The organism is Maridesulfovibrio zosterae DSM 11974, from assembly GCF_000425265.1.
GTDB classification, from domain to species: Bacteria; Desulfobacterota; Desulfovibrionia; order Desulfovibrionales; family Desulfovibrionaceae; genus Maridesulfovibrio; species Maridesulfovibrio zosterae.
On sequence record NZ_AUDC01000012.1, the window covers coordinates 237,425 to 255,960 of the forward strand.

Consider the following 18,536-nt stretch of genomic DNA (forward strand, 5'->3'; position numbering starts at 1 on the left):
CTTTATTCAATTGCTTAAAAAGTATATTTACGGCAAATGCCGTCGAAATTAAATATATCAATCATTATTCCTGTCTTCAATGAACAAGAACACATTGCCAATAGTATCAGTAACATAAAAAAATGTTGCGAAAATAAATGCGAGATAATTGTAGTAGATGGAAACATAAATTGTTCAACCCTTCAAGAGATTAATGACTCTGAAGTCATTAAATTACACTCTGCAAAGGGAAGAGCATCCCAGATGAACTGCGGTGCTGCTAAAGCGAGCAACGATTCTTTAATTTTTCTTCACGCCGACACAAGGTTGCCATTGAACGTCGATAAGCTGGTACATGAGGCTCTTTCAATTCCTACTGTATCGGCCGGAGCATTTAAGCTTTCTTTCGACTCTGAATCGTTTGTCATGAAATTTATCGCATACATAGCAGATATGCGTACAAGACTTGAAAGAGTCCCCTATGGAGATCAGGCTATTTTTGTAAAAAAAGATATTTTTCTCGAATTAGGAGGATTTCCACAGGTACCACTCATGGAAGATGTTGAGTTTTTCAGAAAAATAAAAAAAGAAAGACGTGAAATTATCATTCTTGATGAAACCGTAAAAACATCTGCCAGACGCTATCTCCAGAGAGGACCTTTGCGCTGTGCAGTACGAAATATCTGCCTTAGAATTCTACATATTTGCGGCGTAAGTACATTTAAACTTGCTAAAATGTACCAGTCAAAAGGACGCTGACTATGAATCAATCCGTACTTATTTTTATAAAATATCCTCAGTCAGGCAAAGTCAAAACAAGACTTGGAAAAGTTATTGGAGATGAACTTGCTGCATTATTTTATAGATCTTTTGTGGAGGATATTCTTGAAAAGTTAGAACAGGCAAAAGTCAGCATTACTTTATGCTATGATCCATTTCGCCCTTTAAAACAATACCAGAAATGGCTTGGCTGTAGGCACTTCATCCCACAACGGGGAGAGTCACTGGGTGAAAGAATGGAAAATGCTTTTCAGGATAATTTTGCAGGCAATTGCACAAGCTGTACTCTAATTGGAAGTGATATTCCCGGAATAGATCCGCAGATAGTGCAGGACAGCTTGGAATTATTAAAAAAATCCACCGCATGCATAGGGCCTGCAAATGACGGTGGATATTACCTGATAGGCTTCCAAAAAGACAATCTCTCGAAAACTATATTTAAAGATATGAAATGGAGTACTGACACCGTATTCAACACAACTCTTCAAAGGTTGAAAAATGAAAAACTAAATCCAGCAATTTTGCCATACTTTTCAGACATAGATACATTAGATGATTTACATAAACTCATGAAATTACCAAAAGTAAATGAAACTTGTCCGCGAACAACAGAATTATATTTCAAAGAAATAATAAATATTTTTTGATCATATTTCAGTATCGTAAAAATTTAAATATTAATTCTATCATTCATAACTAACTTTAATAGTTTAAAAAAATAATTATATATTAAATTATGCAGGATTCACAAAAGAAATGACGTACAGCTGCAACTAATATTCAACTATATTTAGTCGATCTTCGTTGCTGTCTTTTCTCCGGGTAAACTTCAGCCTGTCACACCCAAGATCATCAATAACCTCGATATCCCAGTTACCACCGGTACCGAATCCACTAATAATTTCTTCACGAATTCCAAGTCTGATCTGAAATTCTACAACAGGATTGGAGCAAGTATCCAGATGATTAACGATTAGAGGTACCAGCCCGCAAGTAACCGCTTTTAAATCTACAATTTTACTAATCATTTTATTTCCCAACACAAAATTTATCAAAAATTGAATTAAGCACTTCCTGCGGTGTAATTTCACCTGTAATCTCAGAAAGAGCACTGCATGCAGACTCAAGTCTTACGCCAAGCAAATCGTACGGAATTTCCATGCGTATATCATAAATAAGTTCTTCAAGTTCACTAACTGCTTTCTTCAAAGTAACCGCCTGTCGGGAATTTGGAACAAGCTCATCCGAATCAGGTTCACCTGCACCTTTTAAAATGTGCTCTCTAATCAACCCGGCAAGATCATCGATACCTTGTCCCTTTTTTGCCGAAATCTCAACTACATCGTACCCTGCATCGGCCATTATGACTGCTGGTGAAGGAATTGATTGTGCAAGGTCACATTTATTAATTACAGCAAGACACTTTCCACTTTCAGCAGAGAATTCAGGATCAATATCGCCGAGTTCAAAAGGCTGAGAACCATCTATAATCAGCAGGACAAGATCTGCCTGTGAAGCAAGGTCACGGCCCATATTAAGTCCGGCCTGCTCCACAGCATCATCAGTATCGCGGAGTCCTGCTGTATCAACAACCCTGACCTGTAAACCATCAAGGTTCAAAGTCTCTTCAATAAAATCCCGTGTTGTGCCGGGAATATCAGTCACAATTGCGCGATTACGTCCAAGCAGTGCATTTAATAGGCTCGATTTACCAGCATTAACCTTACCAGACAGTACAGCAAGCCCACCTTCACGCCATGCTTTAGTACGCTCAACACCTGACAAAATTTCAGAAATATTCTTTACAGCATCTGTGACTTCAGAGTTCATTTGTTCAAGCGGCAAACACTCCAGTTCGTCTTCAGGAAAATCGACTGCAACACATAATTGTGCACGCAGTTCCTCAAGACGTCTACGAAGCTCTTCGATACGCTCTCCAAGAACTCCTGATAACTTAACTCGTGCCAGTTGCGCCGCTCCTTTTGAGGGGGCATGAATCATTTCAGCAACCGCTTCGGCCTGTGTAAGATCCATCCGGCCATTTAAAAAAGCACGTAGTGTGAATTCACCAGCATTAGCGATACGTGCTCCAAGTGAAATAATTTCTTCCAGCACAGCTCCTAATATAGCCCGTCCGCCATGGCAGTTAATCTCAATTGTGTCTTCACCAGTGTAAGAATTCGGACCAGGCATAAAGACAGTGAGAACATCATCAATTTCTACACCACAGGAATCGATTATACACCCGTAATGCATGGTGTATGGTCTAAAACCAGAAAAGGAATCCTTGGCTGGTTTAAAAATATTTTCGACAATGGCAAGTGCTTCCTTTCCGCTAATGCGAATAATGCCTACTCCTCCATCTCCGGGAGGTGTAGCAATTGCAGCGATTGTGCCTGTAGATGTAATTGACATGATAACTCTCCGTATATCAACAGATAAACCCCGCAGACATTAGTCCACGGGGTTTTATAAAATCGTTATTCACCGCTTCGCGAACTTATTATTCGTAGCGGTTATAGCGTTCACTATTAAACTTATCAGGACCAGTATCATTATTATGATCATCGTGGTTTACTGAATTATTACGAGGCTGACGGGACCGATAATGATCTTCTGGCGCACGATTACCGAAGTTTTCAGCAGGTGCGCGGTTTCCAAAGTTTTCATTACGATTCCTGTTATCGTAGTTATTGCTACGAGGACGGCTGCCGTAGTTTTCATTGCGACCGCGAGAACCATAATTATTATTAGGACGGTTGCCGTAATTTTCGGTACGACTGCGTCCACCATAATTATCTGTCTGATTGCGGTTCCCGTAACCTTCGTTGCGAGTTCTTCCATCTACATTTTCATTACGAGGACGGCTGCCGTAATTTTCATTACGACTGCGGGAACCATAATTATTAGAGCGGTTACCGTAGTTTTCGTTACGACTGCGCCCACCATAATTATCATTAGAGCGATTGCCATAATTCTCATTACGATCTCTAGGTCCTCTGCTGCGATCTGAACGATCATTACGTTCTGAACGTTCAGATCCCCGAGAATTGTAGCGTTCCGGCTTCTGAGAATTGAACTTATCATTACGCCTTCCGTCTCCAGCATTGCGACTACGGCGCGGCAGAATCAAAACTCGTTTCATCGGGCCTTCGCCTTTGCTACGGGTGTTGACGTACTTGTCCTCCTGCAAGGCCATATGCACGACCCTGCGATGGTAGGAACTCAAAGGTTTGGTAGACTGTACTCGTCCGGTATGCATGGCCTTGTCTGCAAGATGCCATGCAAGCTGACGCAATTTTTCGTCCTGACGTTCCCGATAATCACCTGTGTCAATCTGTACACGTACAGAAGTCTGTAATTTTTTGGATACCATCCGGTTGCAGAGATACTGCAGTGAAGACAGAGTCTGTCCTTCACGTCCAATAATAAGACCTGAATTTTCTTCGTCGTCAACAAGCACGTTTACACGATCTTCGCCAACTTCTATTTCGAGCTTCGGCTTAGCCTGTACAATGGGTTCGATCATCATTTCAAGAGCTTCACGAACTGCTGCGGCGATATCTTCAGGGTCACCTTCCATAATGCTACGACGCTCAATATATTCGCCAGCAGTATCACCACGAGTTTCCTCTGCTGAATCTGAAAGATTTTCAGTAACTACAGGAGCAGAAACGTCATCTCTTACAGCCAATTCAGATTCAGACTTAACAGCAACTTCACTTTCTTCCTTAACAGCAATCTGAGCTTCAGGCTTAACAGCCGGAACTTCTGATTCAGTATGCGGAGCAGATTCAGTCTCTTTTCTGTTTTCAGGAGCCTTAGGTTCCTCTGGCTGCCTGCGCTGTCTTGGTTCGATAGGTCTTTCACTTCTCTGATGACGAGGTCTACTATTTCTAGCTTCTTCACTCATAGAAGGCTTGTTGTCAGCACCTCTGGGGCGCGCTTTAACTTTTGCGTTTTTCTTTCCCACCAGACCAAATACTCCGGTGGAACCGCCACTCAAGATTTCAATTTCTAATTTATCGCGATTCAGGTTGAAATAATCACAGGCGCTGTTAATCGCCTCATCCAAATTCTTCCCCTGGAATTCCTTGAATTCGCTCATTCTATCTCCTAGTTGTGTTCTTCACTCCATTAAGTCCGATCAGCTGTGTGCCCTAATCATTAACCTTGCGCATCATCATCCACTGCTGGGCAATTGAAAGCACGTTATTCACCATCCAGTATACAACCAACCCTGATGGGAAGTTGAGGAACATAAATGTGAACACAAGGGGCAGGAACATCATAATTTTCTGCTGAGTCGGATCGCCAGCTGAAGGCGTCATTTTCTGCTGCAGGAACATGGTAGCACCCATTATGATCGGAGTGATATAAAGCGGGTCTTTAGTCGAAAGGTCGGCCAGCCAAACTATATCAGTAAAAGGCAGGAAATGGATGAAATCGGCATGTCTTAGTGAAACCGTTCCCATCAGGGCTCTATACAGTCCGAAAAAGACCGGAATCTGCAGAACCATGGGTATACATCCACCCGCCGGATTGACACTGTAAGTCTTATAAAGCTGCATTGTTTCTTTATTAAGAGCTTCTCTATCATCACCATATTTCTCACGAAGTTTAGCAATCATGGGCTGAAGACGTTTCATCTGCTCCATGGATTTGTAACTCTTATGAGACAGAGGCCAGAAAAGAATCTTAATCGCAATTGTCAGCAGAATGATTGAAATACCGTAGTTATGTACATACTGGTTAAACCACTCAAGAGCTACGACTAAAGGCTTCGCAATGATATCAAACCAGCCGAAGTCAATGGCTTTATCAAGGTTACCGGGCACTTTTGCCATCAGTGTAGCATCCATAGGTCCAAAATAGTATGAACAAGAGAGTCTGCGTTCAACCCCTTTATCAAATGAGACATTCTGCTCTGCAGCAACACGGAAGATATCGTCCTGCAATTTTCCTTTCATAGTTACATCTGCAGATCCGGGGACCAGTGCAAGAATGAAGTAATTGGAATCAATTGCAGTCCAATTAATATTTCCGCTGGCAGTTACACCTTTTTCACTGAGATCATCACGATCTTTTTCTTCATTAAGGCCCTCAGGACCGTACCATGAAATTCTTGTAGGATTGTAGCGGTCATCTTTTGAAGTCAAACTTTTAGTAGCGGTTGTAAAAGCTAAACGGCCCATCCCACTAGGGTTGGACATATTAATAATTCTAACGTCTTCATCAATCAGGTAATTATCAGCGTGAAAAGTCAAACGGCGTTCAATTCTAAAACCTTCGACATCACCACGAAAAACAAGAGTTCCGACTTTGTCGCCATCAAGGTTCAGGTTACTGCCTTCAAATCCCCATACGCCTTCAGACCATGTAGCAATTCCGTTGAGGATAAGGCCCATAGGAGCTTTGTTCAAAGCATTAGCACCGACCATATCTACAGGAGGTGAATCAGCATGAATTGTTGCTTTGAACTTTTTAAGCATGAAATTTTCGAGAAGTCCGCCCTGAGAGTTAACTACGGCAGAATAGAAAGGAGTCTCAACTGTAAGCTTTGTTCCTTTAGCAGAGACAATGGCAGCGGTAGAAGCTGGATCTGGAAGTTGACTAGAAACAGGACCGGCAACATTCGCATTGCTCTGGACCTGATTAGTTGTTTGTTCCTGCTTTAAAGGAGCAGGCTGCTGGGGAAAAAGATACTGCCAACCGAGAAGTACGGCGAACGATAATGCTACAGCCAGAATAACGCGTTTATTTTCCATGTCTTTGTTTTCTCACTAAAATTTGTCCCTGAATATTAAGGTCGGGACTGCGCGGTGGTAGTTTTTTTCGTGGGACGGGAACAGGATCGAATCCGCCCTTACATAGCGGATTACAACGAATCAGACGCCACAAAGCATACATCCCCCCTCTGATCACTCCATGAAGGGATATAGCCTCAATGGCATATTGCGAGCAGGTAGGATGAAAGCGGCAGCACCCCGGAAATAACGGGGATATAAACTTCTGATAAAATCGTATTGGATAAAGAAACAGAGTCCGCATTCCCTGATTTCTCATTACTCTTCTCTGATTTTGATAAGACTATTGATCCTATCAATGACCGGAAGCAGTTCTTTTTCGGCAAGCCCCAAAGTAATACTCTTGCCGTCCAATGCGCGCTTGGGAACAAAAATTATGTCCGCGCACACTTGGAATTTTTTCTGATTGAGCCTGAAAAACTCACGTATCACTCTTTTAATCCGGTTCCTGACTACTGCAGGACCTTTCTTTCTGCTCACGGTAAGGCCCAAACGGACCCCGCCGGGGCCACTACCATGACACAGCACAAAAAGTATAAAACTTCTTGTGTAGAGTTTCTTCCCCTGCTCATAGCAAAGGTTAAATTCAGGCGTTTTCAGGAGCTTATGCTCCTTTGTCCAAGTTAAACAGCTAATCTTTTGCGTCCTTTTGCACGACGTCTTGCAATAACTGCACGACCGTTTTTGGTGCGAGAGCGAACGAGAAAACCGTGAGTTCTTTTTCTTCTGATTTTACTAGGCTGGTAAGTTCTTTTCATTTCTATTTCTCCAAAAATTAATAACGTTGATCAAGCTGGAAACGTTCCAGCTACGAGGAACGGGAACATATATCCCCTACAACAGGTATCGTCAAGAAATGTTTTTCACTGAAATCCTGTATGCTAAGTACTTTTAATCTCACCCTGAATAATCTATGCTGCTTCAAGTGAAAACAAGTTCGCATACCGCGAAGCGGCTCAGCTGTCAAAATGAATTCATATATAATGCTGATGCTGAACTTTATGACAAGGTATATATCTTCATAACACGTACCTTTATTTTTTTCACCGCTTTTTTCACGCATAATAAACACGTGAATAAACAATTTTTAACTACCCTTAATTTAAGGGTTATAACCACTTTAGGAGATAAAGATATGAAACCTGTCCAGACATTCTGGGATATAAAACTTGGGGAAATCAAAGAAGTATTTGAAGACAATGGCTACACAACTCATGTAGCAAAAAGCAGCGCTGCTGCCGCTTCACTTGTTCTTGATAAAATTATTCCCCAGCTTAAACCCTCTTCCATAAGTTTCGGTGGTTCAATGACGGTTGTGGATTCAGGACTTTATGATCAGGTAAAAAAACTGAATAAAGTTAAAGTCATTGACACTTATGACTACCAGATACCGCGTGAAGAACAAATTGAGCGTCGCAGACAGGCACTGCTTACTGACGTATTCATCACCAGTGCAAATGCAATCACCGAGGAAGGTGAAATAGTTAATCTCGACGGCTCTGGAAATAGAGTTGCTGCAATGGCATTCGGCCCCCGCAACGTGGTTGTGCTTGTCGGCAGAAATAAACTTTGTGTAGATCTCGATGCAGCTGTCAGCCGTATTAAAGAATACGCTGCTCCGGTTAATGCTATGCGTCTTAAAAAGAAAACACCCTGCGCTGTTACCGGTAAATGTGCTAACTGTAGTTCCAAAGACAGAATCTGTTCTGTCTGGTCAATTACTGAGAAATCCTTCCCGAAAGGCCGGATTCACGTTGTATTGATCAACGAAGACCTCGGCTTCTAATTTAATACATCAATACTGGTGGCAGACAGTCATTATGCAGACTGTCTGCCTTTTATAACGGCTTTAAATTTTATGGATATCCTCTTGAGCAGAAAAAGACATACAGATCACACTCGTAACTATCGAGAAAATGTGACCCCTTCTAATACTGAAACGTCTTTTCAAGTTGTTGTAGAACAAACTGATCTTTTCATTATTGCAGAAAAAAATCTCAGCAAAGAATCACTTAATGCAGTCCATGAAATACGTTCTGTACTTAACGGTCACATCATTTTAAACTCTTTGTTTGCCACTAGCCTTGTGCCAATACCTGTTCCTGAAAAAACTCACCCAATAATCTCAGCCATGGCGTACTCAGCACAAATATGCAATGTAGGCCCCATGGCAGCTGTAGCCGGAGCTGTTGCTCAATATGTAGCGGACCAATTGCTTCCATATTCCTCCAATATTATTGTAGAAAATGGTGGCGATATTTTTATGCATTCAACAAAAGACCGCAAAGTAGCCCTGCTGTCAGAACCTGATTCCGGTGCTCAAATTGGACTTGCCATTGATGCCGAAGATTTCCCCGTCTCAATCTGCTCATCTTCAGGAACTATCGGACATTCCTTAAGCCTTGGCAGCGGAGACCTGGTGACTGTCCGCTCCAAAGATGCACGCTTTGCAGACGCTGCCGCAACTGCTCTAGCAAACCTGCTCAAGACTCCATCTGATGTACCTGCAGTAATAGAAAAAGCCCGCACTCTGTCAGAGCACGGACTTGATGGTGTATTTGTCCAATACGACTCAAAAATCGGCGCATGGGGTAATATTGAGCTTATTGCATTATAATTCTATTGTGTAACAGCCCGTTCAATTGCCATAAATGGTGGTCCATTGTTATCATCTTTACTTTTCGACAAAGAAATTCTGTAGCCGAATGAAATAAACAGTGGTCCGGCATCAAGAGTTGCCGGTTTTAGCTCAAAGTCAAAAGGAATCCCTTTTCCTGGTTCCAGCTTTTCCGGTGAAAAAACCTGAAGTCCCTGCGCAAGCGCAACCCCGTCTTGATCACTGAGATATCCTTGAATCCAGAGTTCTCCTATCCACTTTGCCCACATAGGAACATTATCCTGCTTCACATAGGCCATTCCGCGAACTCCGAAACTGTCTTTACGTGGCACTACTTCATAATCAAAAGTCATGAACTCCATTTCAAGAGTACGTTCCGTTTCAAGCTTCCACGGCTGATTTTTTAGATGTGAAACATCTACATGTGCACAGCCAGAGGTTGCACACACCATCAATATTACCAAGAAAAACCTAATCTTCATCATCAACATTCGCCTCACTGCAATGAATTTCATATTACAGTTTAGATTCCACAGACTTGATTTTACCGTTTAGCCTGTCTACGGCTCCTTTACGGCAGTCTGCCTTCATGACCATATAAATTCGATCGCAATCTTTTTCCAGCTCCCGATAACATTTTGTCACCACTGACATAACCTGGTCCCATTCACCTTCTATGCTGGTACCCATGGGCCCAAGTTGAGATGAAAGCCCGCATTCACGAATTACTTTTACAACCCGTGCCACATACGAACTCACACTCGAACCTTTATCTGTAGGAAAAATTGTTAGCTCTACAAGTACACTCATTTTATGAAACTCCATTGATAATAAGCATTGCCTGAAACAATATAATAAAACTAAACGAACCAAAAGCAAGCTGAAATATTTGATAATTATTCAAAATACATTCAAACTATATGGTAATGTAAAATCATTAATTTTTCTTAAAAAACATGCCAATTATTTTCTAATCGGTTTAATATTCCAAATATCCCGTGCATATTCCTGCATGGTTCTATCTGTTGAAAACATACCCATTCGCGCGGTATTCAATATGGCTTTACGTGCCCACAATTTGGGCTGCCCATAATCTTTGGAGACTTGCTCCTGAGTTTCAATATATGATTGAAAGTCTGCAAGGTGTAAATACTGTTCATTATCAGAAAGAAGCTTATCGACAATCCAGCGAAAAAGATCATAATCATGAGGAGAAAATCTATTTTCAAGAAGCGCTCCAAGCACCTGCCTGATTTCGAATGAGTTATTATAAATATCTTGAGGATGATAGGAACCACTGGTTAATTTCTTTTCCACCTCATTTTCCCGCAATCCGAAAAGGTAAAAATTGTCCTCCCCGACTTCATTCAGCATTTCAATATTTGCCCCATCATACGTTCCTATTGTAAGTGCTCCATTCATAGCAAACTTCATATTACCAGTGCCGGATGCCTCTGTCCCTGCAGTAGATATCTGCTCACTTAAATCACAGGCAGGGATAATTTTTTCAGCCAATGAAACTCTGTAATCTGGAATAAATGCAACTTTAAGTATATCTTTTGTGCGGGGATCATTATTAACAACGGCGCCAACACTATGAATCAATTTAATAATCTGCTTCGCCTCCCAATATCCGGGAGCAGCTTTGCCTGCAAAAATAAAAGTACGCGCGCTTACAGGTTCTTTACCGTGGTCCACCAATTGAATATACATATGAATTATATGCAATACATTTAGCAGTTGCCGCTTATACTCATGAATACGCTTGGCCTGGATATCAAATATTGAATCAGGAGAAACCTTAATTCCAAGAGTACCATGAATTAATTTTCCTAATCTTATTTTATTTTCACGTTTAGCGGTCATAAATAAAGCCTGAAATTCTGAACTGTCAGCATGAGTATCCAGTTTTCTAAGCTTAGAAAGGTCGGTTATCCATTTTTTACCTACAGTATCTGTAAGTAATCTGGATAATCCCGGATTTGCCTTGAGCAACCAGCGGCGTGGAGTTACTCCATTAGTTTTGTTGTTGAACTTTTCTGGTTCAAGCTCATTAAAATCAGGAAAAAGACGAGTCTTGACCAGTTCTGAATGTAATGCTGAAACACCATTAACTGAATGAGAACCGATAACCGCAAGATTTCCCATACGAACTTTCTTGCTGCCATCTTCTGCAATTAAAGACATACGACGAACTTTGTCTTCATTTCCCGGATACCTGTTTTTAACTTTAGCAAGAAACCTTTTGTTAATCTCATAGATAATTTGCAAATGTCTGGGCAAAACTTTTTCAAGCAGCGAAACGGACCACTGTTCCAGAGCTTCAGGAAGCAAGGTATGATTAGTGTAAGCACATGTTGCCTTAGTTATATTCCATGCCTTTTCCCACTTAATTCTTTTTTCATCGACCAGGAAACGCATCAACTCGACTACGGTCAACGCAGGATGTGTATCATTCAGTTGAATAGCCACATATTTTGCAAATTCATCTAAATTGCTATTCTGAGCCAGAAAACGACGGGTAATATCGCGCAATCCGCATGCTACAAGAAAATACTCCTGCACCAGACGCAATTCTTTACCAAATGAAACAGATTCTGTCGGGTAGAGAACCTTGGAAACCATTTCAGACTCAATTTTACGCTGTACTGCCCGTATATAGTCACCGTGATTAAAAATTTCCATATCGAAATTTTTAGATGCCTTAGCAGCAAAAAGACGCAGGTAATTTACCGTATTACCACCGTAGCCAACAATTGGGATATCGTAGGGAACTCCGACAATATCATCCCAGTCCATCCACATGGGCAGATATTCCCCGCTTGGAGTTACACTATTTTCCACCCTGCCATAAATCGGGATTATAACAGATTGATCAAACCGTGGAATCTGGAGAGGCATACCATCCATCATCCAGTAATCGGCAAGCTCTTTCTGGTATCCATTGTGAATAATCTGTCTAAAAAGTCCATACTCATAATGAATGCCGTAACCGCAACCGGGCATATCAAGAGTTGCCAGTGAATCAAGAAAACATGCTGCAAGACGTCCAAGTCCACCGTTTCCAAGAGCAGGGTCACGTTCACTAGCCCGCACCTCATCCAGATCAAAGCCCATATTCTTAAAAATATCCTCGCAAAGATCGAGCAACTCCATATTACAGAGCGAATTTCCAAGACAACGTCCGAGCAGATATTCAATGGAAAAATAATACATACGCTTGGCTTTAGAGTTACGATATCTGTCCCGCGTCTGGATCATACGCTCAACTAATCTGTCACGAATAGCTAAAGAGAGAGCTTTTCCCATATCATGCTCATTTGCGTATTTAACTTCCTTACTCAGAGAGTAAACAACATGATCTCGTATATCAGCTGTTAAGCTTTTGCGATCATTCTTTTTTTTGATGGCAAACTTACTTTTACTCATTGGGCCTCCTGCTGGCTGCATGGATAATTATGAAGATACTAACAGTTTGAGAATGCTAAATCCAGATGTAATAAAATCCAAAACAGAGAATAAAAAAAAGCAGCAAAACCTGAAAGGTTGCTGCTTCTAAAATAAATTTTGCAATATATTTAATATTCCATCCGCCCACCGGCAAAATTAAAAATAATGTCAGAGACATCATGCAACCAGAGGTGATCATGGCTTACAATTACCAGTGTTGTTCCGGAATTCTCCCTCGCATTAACAGCTGCTGCATGAATAAGCATCGTGCTTTCACGATCAAGGCTGGCAGTTGGTTCATCCAGTAAAAGTACTCGTGGCTTGATTGCCAGTCGCGCCGCTAACGCAACTCTTTGAGCCTCCCCTCCAGAAAGTTCATACCACATTCTGTTTAAAAAAAGATCTGGATCAAGTCCGACCTGCACCAGAGACTCATAAACGGCTGTCTCAGTTTCTTCACGGCCTATCCCGCGCAACTCAAGTCCATAAGAAACATTGCGCATTACAGATCTTTTAAGCAAATACGGTTCCTGAGTGAGCATCGTCACTTCACGCCGTAAATAAGAAACAGATCCGTCTATCCTTTTTCCGTCATATTCTACCTCTCCAGAAACAGGCTTTTCCAGAAAGGCAAGCATGCGCATCAAGGTACTTTTACCACTTCCATTATGTCCCGCAAGTCCTACAATACTTCCCTCAGGCACTTGAAACCTATCAAGTTCAAGAACGGTTCGTCCATTGTACTGCTGAACTATATTTGACAGTTTGTACAACTCGCTCATGGCTGCCCTGCTCTTTTCTTAATGCCGGACATAGAAAAATTAACTGCAAAAGCAATAACCATAAGTACAAGGCCAAGTGCAATCCCCATAGCAAATTCGCCTTTACCAGTTTCAAGGGCAATTGCTGTAGTGATGGTGCGCGTATGCCATTTGATATTGCCACCGACCATCATTGAAATACCTATCTCTGAAACAATCCTGCCATAGGCCGCCGCTGCCGCCAGGACAAGACTGTAACGAGCCTCCCAAAGAGTCGTGCGCAGAATTTGTCCATGAGCCGCACCAAGTGTCAGCAAAGTGTTTTTGAGTCGCTGGTCAAGGCTTTCTACAGCTGTTGCCATCATAGCAACGACTATAGGCAATCCAAGCAATGTCTGTCCGACAGCAATACCCGGAATAGTAAAAAGCAATCCCAGTCTTCCCATAGGGCCATTATGGGACAAAAAAGCATAAACCAGCAGCCCTATAACCACTGTAGGAAAAGAAAGCAAAGTATCAACGATCATACGCATAGTCTTTTTTCCGTAAAAATCATGATACCCAAGCAGAAATCCAAGGGGAGCACCAATAGTCAAACTGGCAAGAATAGAAATAGTCGACACACATAGAGTTGTAGAAATAGCAGAATATGTTTCTGCATTTCCAGAGAAAAGCAATACGAAAGCCTGCATGAAGCCGTTTAAAATAAAATCCATATCATCCTTTATGCCTCCGGCAGCCAGAATCTTTTTCAAAATCTGACTATTTCTTTAACTCCTCAACCACTTATACCAATTTGATTAACAAATATTCTACTACCTTGCATAAATTGATAAAATATTACTCGGAAAGGAGGTACTCTCCCCTCCTTTCCGAGCCATATGATACCTTATTTAGCGTTAGGGATAAAAAGTTTTTTGCCAAGAAGTTTGAAATCGGCAATTTCTTTCTGAGTCTTAGGAGAAGCCATCCACTCTGAGAATTTAGTCGCCAGTTTGTACTTAGCATTTTTGCATTTCTCAGGATTTACAGCAAGTACACTGTACTGATTGTACAGTGTTTTATCGCCTTCAACGAGAACTTTGAGTGCAGGATTACCATCTTTGGTGGCGCTGTATTTAATGTATGTTGCGCGGTCAGTCATGATATAACCGCCACGTTCAGCTGCAATAACAATACTTTTAATCATTCCCTGTCCAGTCTGGATATACCATGCTTCTTTATCAGGAACACTTGTACCAGCCAATTTCCAAAGAGAAATTTCTTTTTTATTTGTACCGGAATCGTCACCACGGCTGATAAAAGGAGCTTTTTTAGCTGCAAAAGTTTTCATAGCATCAACAACTGACATACCTTTAACTTTTGCTGGATCGGCAGCAGGGCCTATGATTACAAAATCATTATACATAACTTCACGACGGTCTTTGAGAGCACCGGAGTCAACGTATTTCTGTTCTGCTGCAGGAGCATGAACCATCAAAACGTCAACGTCACAATTGGCTCCCATCTTGAGAGCTTTACCTGTGCCGACTGCTGTCCAGCGCAATTCGATTCCAGTATCCTTTTTAAAAGTAGGGGCGAGTTCGTCCAGCAGTCCTGTATTATCAGTACTGGTGGTAGTAGCCATCATAAGAACTTCTTCAGCCTTAACCAATCCTGGAGCAACCAGCAGAGAAACCAGAGCGAGAGCGAGAAATAACACCTTAATCTTTTTCATTTTTCCTCCAAAAACACCTTGTTAGATTTTAATAAAACCAAGACATCCGCATTATAGATACTTTCCGTCAAGACGGCTGTGTATCAGTATTCTAAAGCAAATCCAAAAGGATATGTCAACCAAAGCATAATTATACTTTCAATCTGAACCTTATAACTCTTAAGTGCTGAAGCCGAAGGAGAAAAGATATCCTTGATTGAAGGAGTTGTTGAGCCTATTCTGATACAAATCCAAAAAACAGGTGACCAGATGATTAACGACAGCATGCATTTTACCATACAAGAGTACTCTAACGGCTCTTTTAAGGACAAGGAAATTCAGAGTATTCTCGAAATACCACTAACCATAAATCTCAACGGGCGTGAGGTTGTAACTTTACTGACAACATCAAAATTTCCGAATTACCTTGCAGTAGGGTTCCTTAAATCTGATGCGTATATTTCATCCTTAGATCAAATCACCGATTTAAAAATAACTGAAAGTCCAGATCGCATTGTTGCAGATGTTACAGTCACCCACGACCCATGGAAAGGACGTGTTCTTGAATATTCCATAACATCAGGCTGCGGCAAAGGAACTAACTTCGGACGCAACGTATCGACCGTTTCAAAACGCTCAATCAAATCTGCCTTAAAAGTTACACCAGAACAAATTTTAAGTCACGCCACTGAACTTCATGCGCGCTCTACTCTTTATGGCAAAACACGTGGATGTCACAATTCATCTTTATGTACACCTGAAAAAATGCTTTATTTCAGGGAAGATATCGGCAGACACAACGCAATTGATATGATCGTTGGTCAATGTTTTTTAGAAGAAGTTCCAACGGATGGTAAAATGATCGTTTCTACAGGCCGTGTTGCCTCTGAAATACTGCTTAAAACCGTTCGTATAGGAGTTCCGATTTTAGCTTCTACAGCAGTTGCCACCAGTTTTTCCGTTGAACTGGCTCGAAAAATAGGGATTACTCTCATTGGGAATATAAGTGACACAGGATTTTGGGTATACAACGATCAAGGCCGTATCCAAGGGCTTTAATCACAATAATATCACCTTGTCTGAAGGCACAAGTCTATTGTATCAAAACTGTCATAATAGACTTTATTTCTCTGGCTAAAAACACATTTCATATTACCACAGGCAAAGTTTTTTTCTTATTCCTATCAATCAAATTTATGTATAGGTACATGCTAGTATCAAAGATCTTCGCAGCAAACTTTTATTAAAAAATATTTTCTATCCATAACAAGCTGTTATTATGTAATATATCTTAGACACACTTTGCCTGTTTGCAATCTAATTATCCTCTGTGCAAAACCATGAGTAGTTTGCATTCCTATGCACCTTATGTGTATAAGACTTATGCGATTCGGTACATGTTAAAATTAACCTAAAAGTCATAGCCGCTGTCTGTGGTGAGTAATATTACTGGCAGTCAAATAGTGGCCCAATTGGTATTTTTTAAGGAGCTAATTGATGAGTTACGATTACACTGCCGCAAAACGCCAGCTTGATAAAAAAATCTCAGACCTTGAGAGCAAGCCTTTTCTACCAGAAGAACTTGTCGGGCTGATCGCTAAAGTAGCCCGCATTCAGCTTGAAGCACAAGAAAAAGCCAGGCCTGTAATCCCTGAACCATCGAAATTAGCTACTGCTGACGAAAATTTACAAGGACGACCTCTCATACTGAGAAGTGATTTTCCGTACGATCTGGACCAAGCCACTGTACTTTTTAATCAATTATCCACTATTCTGACTGAATCTGAAGGTATAATATCTGAAGCAAGTAACTTCTTAACTGAGCAGCTTAAATCAGGAGAGTTGAATATTAAAGAAGCTTTCAGTGCTTACCTTAAAGGTGATGATAAGTTCTTCTCCAAATGGGCAGAAAAAACACCTGAAGCTCCGCGTACACTTAATTTTCTCGTACAATCATCTCTAACTCCTTCCATTAAAGCTGCCGCTCTTGAACTTGAACAGTATCTGCCTACACAGGAACCAGAAGAAAAAAAAGGACCGGCAAACAAAGAACTGGACTTTGATGTAAGCCTGCCCCCGGCCAGAATGCATGGTCACTGTCCTATTTGCGGAAGCATTGCTTTCATGCACACACTGCATCACAAACAGGGATATCGTTATGCAAACTGTTCTTTTTGCCATACAGAATACAGAGTACGCAGACTTGCCTGTGGATACTGCGATGAAGGCAATCCTGAAAAACTCAAATTTTTCACAGTGGATGAATCCCCTGGATACCGTGTTGATGTTTGTGAATCTTGCAAAAGCTATATAAAAACAGCTGACTTCAGAGAATTTGATAAAATTTCCATTCCGGCACTTGATGATCTGGAATCCCTTCCTCTTGATTTTGTTGCAGTCGAAGAAGGATATACGCGTGGCACTTTATCCGTGTGGGGGTTCTAAAATGGTACTTACCGATAAATTAGGAAGAAGTATCAGCTATTTACGCCTTAGCGTTACTGATAGATGTAATCTACGCTGCGTGTATTGCGTGACCAAGGATTTTAAATTTATCCCTCACCCCGATATTCTTCGCTATGAAGAAATGTTACGCCTGATTGGACTTGCTACATCCATGAATATCAGCAAACTTCGCCTTACCGGCGGTGAACCATTTGCACGCCGTGGATTTATGGATTTCATTGGTGAGATTATGTCACGCCACGAAGACATTGATCTACGTATTACGACAAACGGGACAACAATTAAAAATGTTGTTCCAGATTTAAAAAAAATAGGTGTTAGAAGACTTAATATATCACTTGATACTCTAAACAGACAAACATTTAAGGAAGTAACAGGTAAGGATCATCTTAATGACGTTCTTGCAACTATTGAATCGTGCTTATCAGCAGGAATCAAGATTAAGATAAATGCGGTTGCCATGAAAGGTACCAACGATAAAGAGCTGGGAGTATTTCTTGATTTTGCCCGTAAAAACCCTGTAGATTTGCGCTTCATTGAATTCATGCCTATGGGCGATGACACGCAGTCAGACAGACAATTCTGGTCAGCGGATGACATCCTTTTACAAGCAAAAGAATTTGCTAATTTAATTCCCGCTGAACGCACACCAGACAACCGTGGTCCAGCCCGAATGTATACAATTGAGAACGGCAAAGGCAGACTGGGTCTCATTTCTCCTGTAAGCTCACATTTTTGCGGAACGTGTAACAGACTGCGCATTACATCTGATGGACAGCTGCGAACCTGCCTCTTTTCGGACCGTACATATAATCTACGTAATATTTTGCGCAACCCGAAGCTTGGAGATGACCAGCTCCTGAGAGTTATTGCCGCAGCGACGCGCGACAAACCGCTTGGTTATCATCTTCTGGAATCCAGATCAGGAAATGAAGGTGTATGCACAACGCAGATGTCTTCTATTGGTGGCTAGCCAATGG

At 41.3% G+C, this 18,536-nt stretch carries 20 protein-coding genes; 7 read left to right on the top strand and 13 right to left on the bottom strand.

Annotated elements, in window-relative coordinates:
- Positions 1-36 precede the first annotated feature (36 nt).
- Positions 37-738 carry a TIGR04283 family arsenosugar biosynthesis glycosyltransferase gene (locus H589_RS0108005; protein ID WP_027721544.1) on the top strand — a complete coding sequence of 234 codons (702 nt, stop codon included), beginning with the start codon at positions 37-39 and terminating at the stop codon, positions 736-738.
- Between the two features lie 2 nt (positions 739-740).
- The gene (locus tag H589_RS19400) at positions 741-1,406 is read left to right on the top strand and encodes a TIGR04282 family arsenosugar biosynthesis glycosyltransferase (protein WP_051249671.1); all 666 of its coding nucleotides are present in this window, start codon (positions 741-743) and stop codon (positions 1,404-1,406) included.
- Between the two features lie 126 nt (positions 1,407-1,532).
- Here the strand turns inward: H589_RS19400 and H589_RS0108015 are convergent, their stop codons facing one another.
- The 7 genes from H589_RS0108015 to rpmH form a co-directional block, all read right to left on the bottom strand.
- The gene (locus H589_RS0108015; protein WP_027721545.1) at positions 1,533-1,787 is read right to left on the bottom strand and encodes a hypothetical protein; all 255 of its coding nucleotides are present in this window, start codon (positions 1,785-1,787) and stop codon (positions 1,533-1,535) included.
- Position 1,788: 1 nt separating this feature from the next.
- Positions 1,789-3,168: a tRNA uridine-5-carboxymethylaminomethyl(34) synthesis GTPase MnmE gene (mnmE, locus tag H589_RS0108020; RefSeq protein ID WP_425411455.1), complete on the bottom strand. Its 1,380-nt coding sequence runs from the start codon at positions 3,166-3,168 to the stop codon at positions 1,789-1,791.
- Between the two features lie 94 nt (positions 3,169-3,262).
- Entirely contained in the window at positions 3,263-4,867 is a 1,605-nt protein-coding gene (gene jag, locus H589_RS0108025; protein WP_027721547.1) for an RNA-binding cell elongation regulator Jag/EloR, read from the bottom strand.
- 52 nt (positions 4,868-4,919) lie between these two features.
- The gene (gene yidC / locus H589_RS0108030; protein WP_027721548.1) at positions 4,920-6,527 is read right to left on the bottom strand and encodes a membrane protein insertase YidC; all 1,608 of its coding nucleotides are present in this window, start codon (positions 6,525-6,527) and stop codon (positions 4,920-4,922) included.
- Positions 6,517-6,825: a membrane protein insertion efficiency factor YidD gene (gene yidD / locus H589_RS20630; protein WP_084146912.1), complete on the bottom strand. Its 309-nt coding sequence runs from the start codon at positions 6,823-6,825 to the stop codon at positions 6,517-6,519. Before yidD ends, yidC begins: the two co-directional genes overlap by 11 nt.
- Complete coding sequence (gene rnpA, locus H589_RS20635) at positions 6,825-7,202, bottom strand: ribonuclease P protein component (protein WP_084146914.1); 378 nt, start codon at positions 7,200-7,202, stop codon at positions 6,825-6,827. Before rnpA ends, yidD begins: the two co-directional genes overlap by 1 nt.
- Positions 7,190-7,324, bottom strand: a complete 135-nt coding sequence (gene rpmH, locus H589_RS0108040; protein WP_015337954.1) for a 50S ribosomal protein L34 — start codon at positions 7,322-7,324, stop codon at positions 7,190-7,192. The genes rnpA and rpmH overlap by 13 nt, the downstream gene beginning before the upstream one ends.
- A 377-nt stretch (positions 7,325-7,701) precedes the next feature.
- On the opposite strand from rpmH, the gene H589_RS0108045 reads away from it, so the two are divergent.
- Together H589_RS0108045 and H589_RS0108050 are read left to right on the top strand one after the other, a co-directional pair.
- Positions 7,702-8,352 (top strand): lactate utilization protein, encoded by a 651-nt coding sequence (locus H589_RS0108045; protein WP_027721550.1) that lies wholly within the window; start codon positions 7,702-7,704, stop codon positions 8,350-8,352.
- A gap of 84 nt (positions 8,353-8,436) precedes the next feature.
- Positions 8,437-9,183: a UPF0280 family protein gene (locus tag H589_RS0108050; RefSeq protein WP_027721551.1), complete on the top strand. Its 747-nt coding sequence runs from the start codon at positions 8,437-8,439 to the stop codon at positions 9,181-9,183.
- Positions 9,184-9,185: 2 nt separating this feature from the next.
- Here the strand turns inward: H589_RS0108050 and H589_RS0108055 are convergent, their stop codons facing one another.
- The 6 genes from H589_RS0108055 to H589_RS0108080 form a co-directional block, all read right to left on the bottom strand.
- Positions 9,186-9,668: a hypothetical protein gene (locus tag H589_RS0108055; RefSeq protein WP_245577072.1), complete on the bottom strand. Its 483-nt coding sequence runs from the start codon at positions 9,666-9,668 to the stop codon at positions 9,186-9,188.
- A 31-nt stretch (positions 9,669-9,699) separates the two neighbouring features.
- A complete protein-coding gene (locus H589_RS0108060; protein ID WP_027721553.1) occupies positions 9,700-9,993 on the bottom strand; it encodes an MTH1187 family thiamine-binding protein in 294 nt (97 codons plus the stop codon).
- Positions 9,994-10,146: 153 nt separating this feature from the next.
- The gene (locus H589_RS0108065) at positions 10,147-12,612 is read right to left on the bottom strand and encodes a glycogen/starch/alpha-glucan phosphorylase (RefSeq protein WP_051249673.1); all 2,466 of its coding nucleotides are present in this window, start codon (positions 12,610-12,612) and stop codon (positions 10,147-10,149) included.
- 149 nt (positions 12,613-12,761) lie between these two features.
- Positions 12,762-13,415 carry an ABC transporter ATP-binding protein gene (locus H589_RS0108070; protein ID WP_027721555.1) on the bottom strand — a complete coding sequence of 218 codons (654 nt, stop codon included), beginning with the start codon at positions 13,413-13,415 and terminating at the stop codon, positions 12,762-12,764.
- A complete protein-coding gene (locus tag H589_RS0108075) occupies positions 13,412-14,110 on the bottom strand; it encodes an ABC transporter permease (RefSeq protein ID WP_027721556.1) in 699 nt (232 codons plus the stop codon). Before H589_RS0108075 ends, H589_RS0108070 begins: the two co-directional genes overlap by 4 nt.
- A gap of 173 nt (positions 14,111-14,283) precedes the next feature.
- A complete protein-coding gene (locus tag H589_RS0108080) occupies positions 14,284-15,111 on the bottom strand; it encodes an ABC transporter substrate-binding protein (protein ID WP_027721557.1) in 828 nt (275 codons plus the stop codon).
- A gap of 249 nt (positions 15,112-15,360) precedes the next feature.
- Here H589_RS0108080 and fdhD point away from each other — a divergent pair, with 249 nt between their 5' ends.
- From fdhD to moaA, 3 genes are all read left to right on the top strand, one after another.
- Positions 15,361-16,149: a formate dehydrogenase accessory sulfurtransferase FdhD gene (gene fdhD, locus H589_RS0108085; RefSeq protein WP_027721558.1), complete on the top strand. Its 789-nt coding sequence runs from the start codon at positions 15,361-15,363 to the stop codon at positions 16,147-16,149.
- A gap of 438 nt (positions 16,150-16,587) precedes the next feature.
- The gene (locus H589_RS0108090) at positions 16,588-17,535 is read left to right on the top strand and encodes a formate dehydrogenase accessory protein FdhE (protein WP_027721559.1); all 948 of its coding nucleotides are present in this window, start codon (positions 16,588-16,590) and stop codon (positions 17,533-17,535) included.
- A 1-nt stretch (position 17,536) separates the two neighbouring features.
- Complete coding sequence (gene moaA, locus H589_RS0108095) at positions 17,537-18,529, top strand: GTP 3',8-cyclase MoaA (protein ID WP_027721560.1); 993 nt, start codon at positions 17,537-17,539, stop codon at positions 18,527-18,529.
- Positions 18,530-18,536: the final 7 nt, after the last annotated feature.

Coding starts and splice junctions, on each gene's coding strand:
- H589_RS0108005 (WP_027721544.1), top strand. CDS start 37: ATGCCGTCGAAATTAAATATATCAATCATTATTCCTGTCTTCAATGAA.
- H589_RS19400 (WP_051249671.1), top strand. CDS start 741: ATGAATCAATCCGTACTTATTTTTATAAAATATCCTCAGTCAGGCAAA.
- H589_RS0108015 (WP_027721545.1), bottom strand. CDS start 1,787: ATGATTAGTAAAATTGTAGATTTAAAAGCGGTTACTTGCGGGCTGGTA.
- jag (WP_027721547.1), bottom strand. CDS start 4,867: ATGAGCGAATTCAAGGAATTCCAGGGGAAGAATTTGGATGAGGCGATT.
- yidC (WP_027721548.1), bottom strand. CDS start 6,527: ATGGAAAATAAACGCGTTATTCTGGCTGTAGCATTATCGTTCGCCGTA.
- yidD (WP_084146912.1), bottom strand. CDS start 6,825: ATGAGAAATCAGGGAATGCGGACTCTGTTTCTTTATCCAATACGATTT.
- rpmH (WP_015337954.1), bottom strand. CDS start 7,324: ATGAAAAGAACTTACCAGCCTAGTAAAATCAGAAGAAAAAGAACTCAC.
- H589_RS0108045 (WP_027721550.1), top strand. CDS start 7,702: ATGAAACCTGTCCAGACATTCTGGGATATAAAACTTGGGGAAATCAAA.
- H589_RS0108055 (WP_245577072.1), bottom strand. CDS start 9,668: ATGATGAAGATTAGGTTTTTCTTGGTAATATTGATGGTGTGTGCAACC.
- H589_RS0108060 (WP_027721553.1), bottom strand. CDS start 9,993: ATGAGTGTACTTGTAGAGCTAACAATTTTTCCTACAGATAAAGGTTCG.
- H589_RS0108065 (WP_051249673.1), bottom strand. CDS start 12,612: ATGAGTAAAAGTAAGTTTGCCATCAAAAAAAAGAATGATCGCAAAAGC.
- H589_RS0108070 (WP_027721555.1), bottom strand. CDS start 13,415: ATGAGCGAGTTGTACAAACTGTCAAATATAGTTCAGCAGTACAATGGA.
- H589_RS0108075 (WP_027721556.1), bottom strand. CDS start 14,110: ATGGATTTTATTTTAAACGGCTTCATGCAGGCTTTCGTATTGCTTTTC.
- H589_RS0108080 (WP_027721557.1), bottom strand. CDS start 15,111: ATGAAAAAGATTAAGGTGTTATTTCTCGCTCTCGCTCTGGTTTCTCTG.
- fdhD (WP_027721558.1), top strand. CDS start 15,361: ATGATTAACGACAGCATGCATTTTACCATACAAGAGTACTCTAACGGC.
- H589_RS0108090 (WP_027721559.1), top strand. CDS start 16,588: ATGAGTTACGATTACACTGCCGCAAAACGCCAGCTTGATAAAAAAATC.
- moaA (WP_027721560.1), top strand. CDS start 17,537: ATGGTACTTACCGATAAATTAGGAAGAAGTATCAGCTATTTACGCCTT.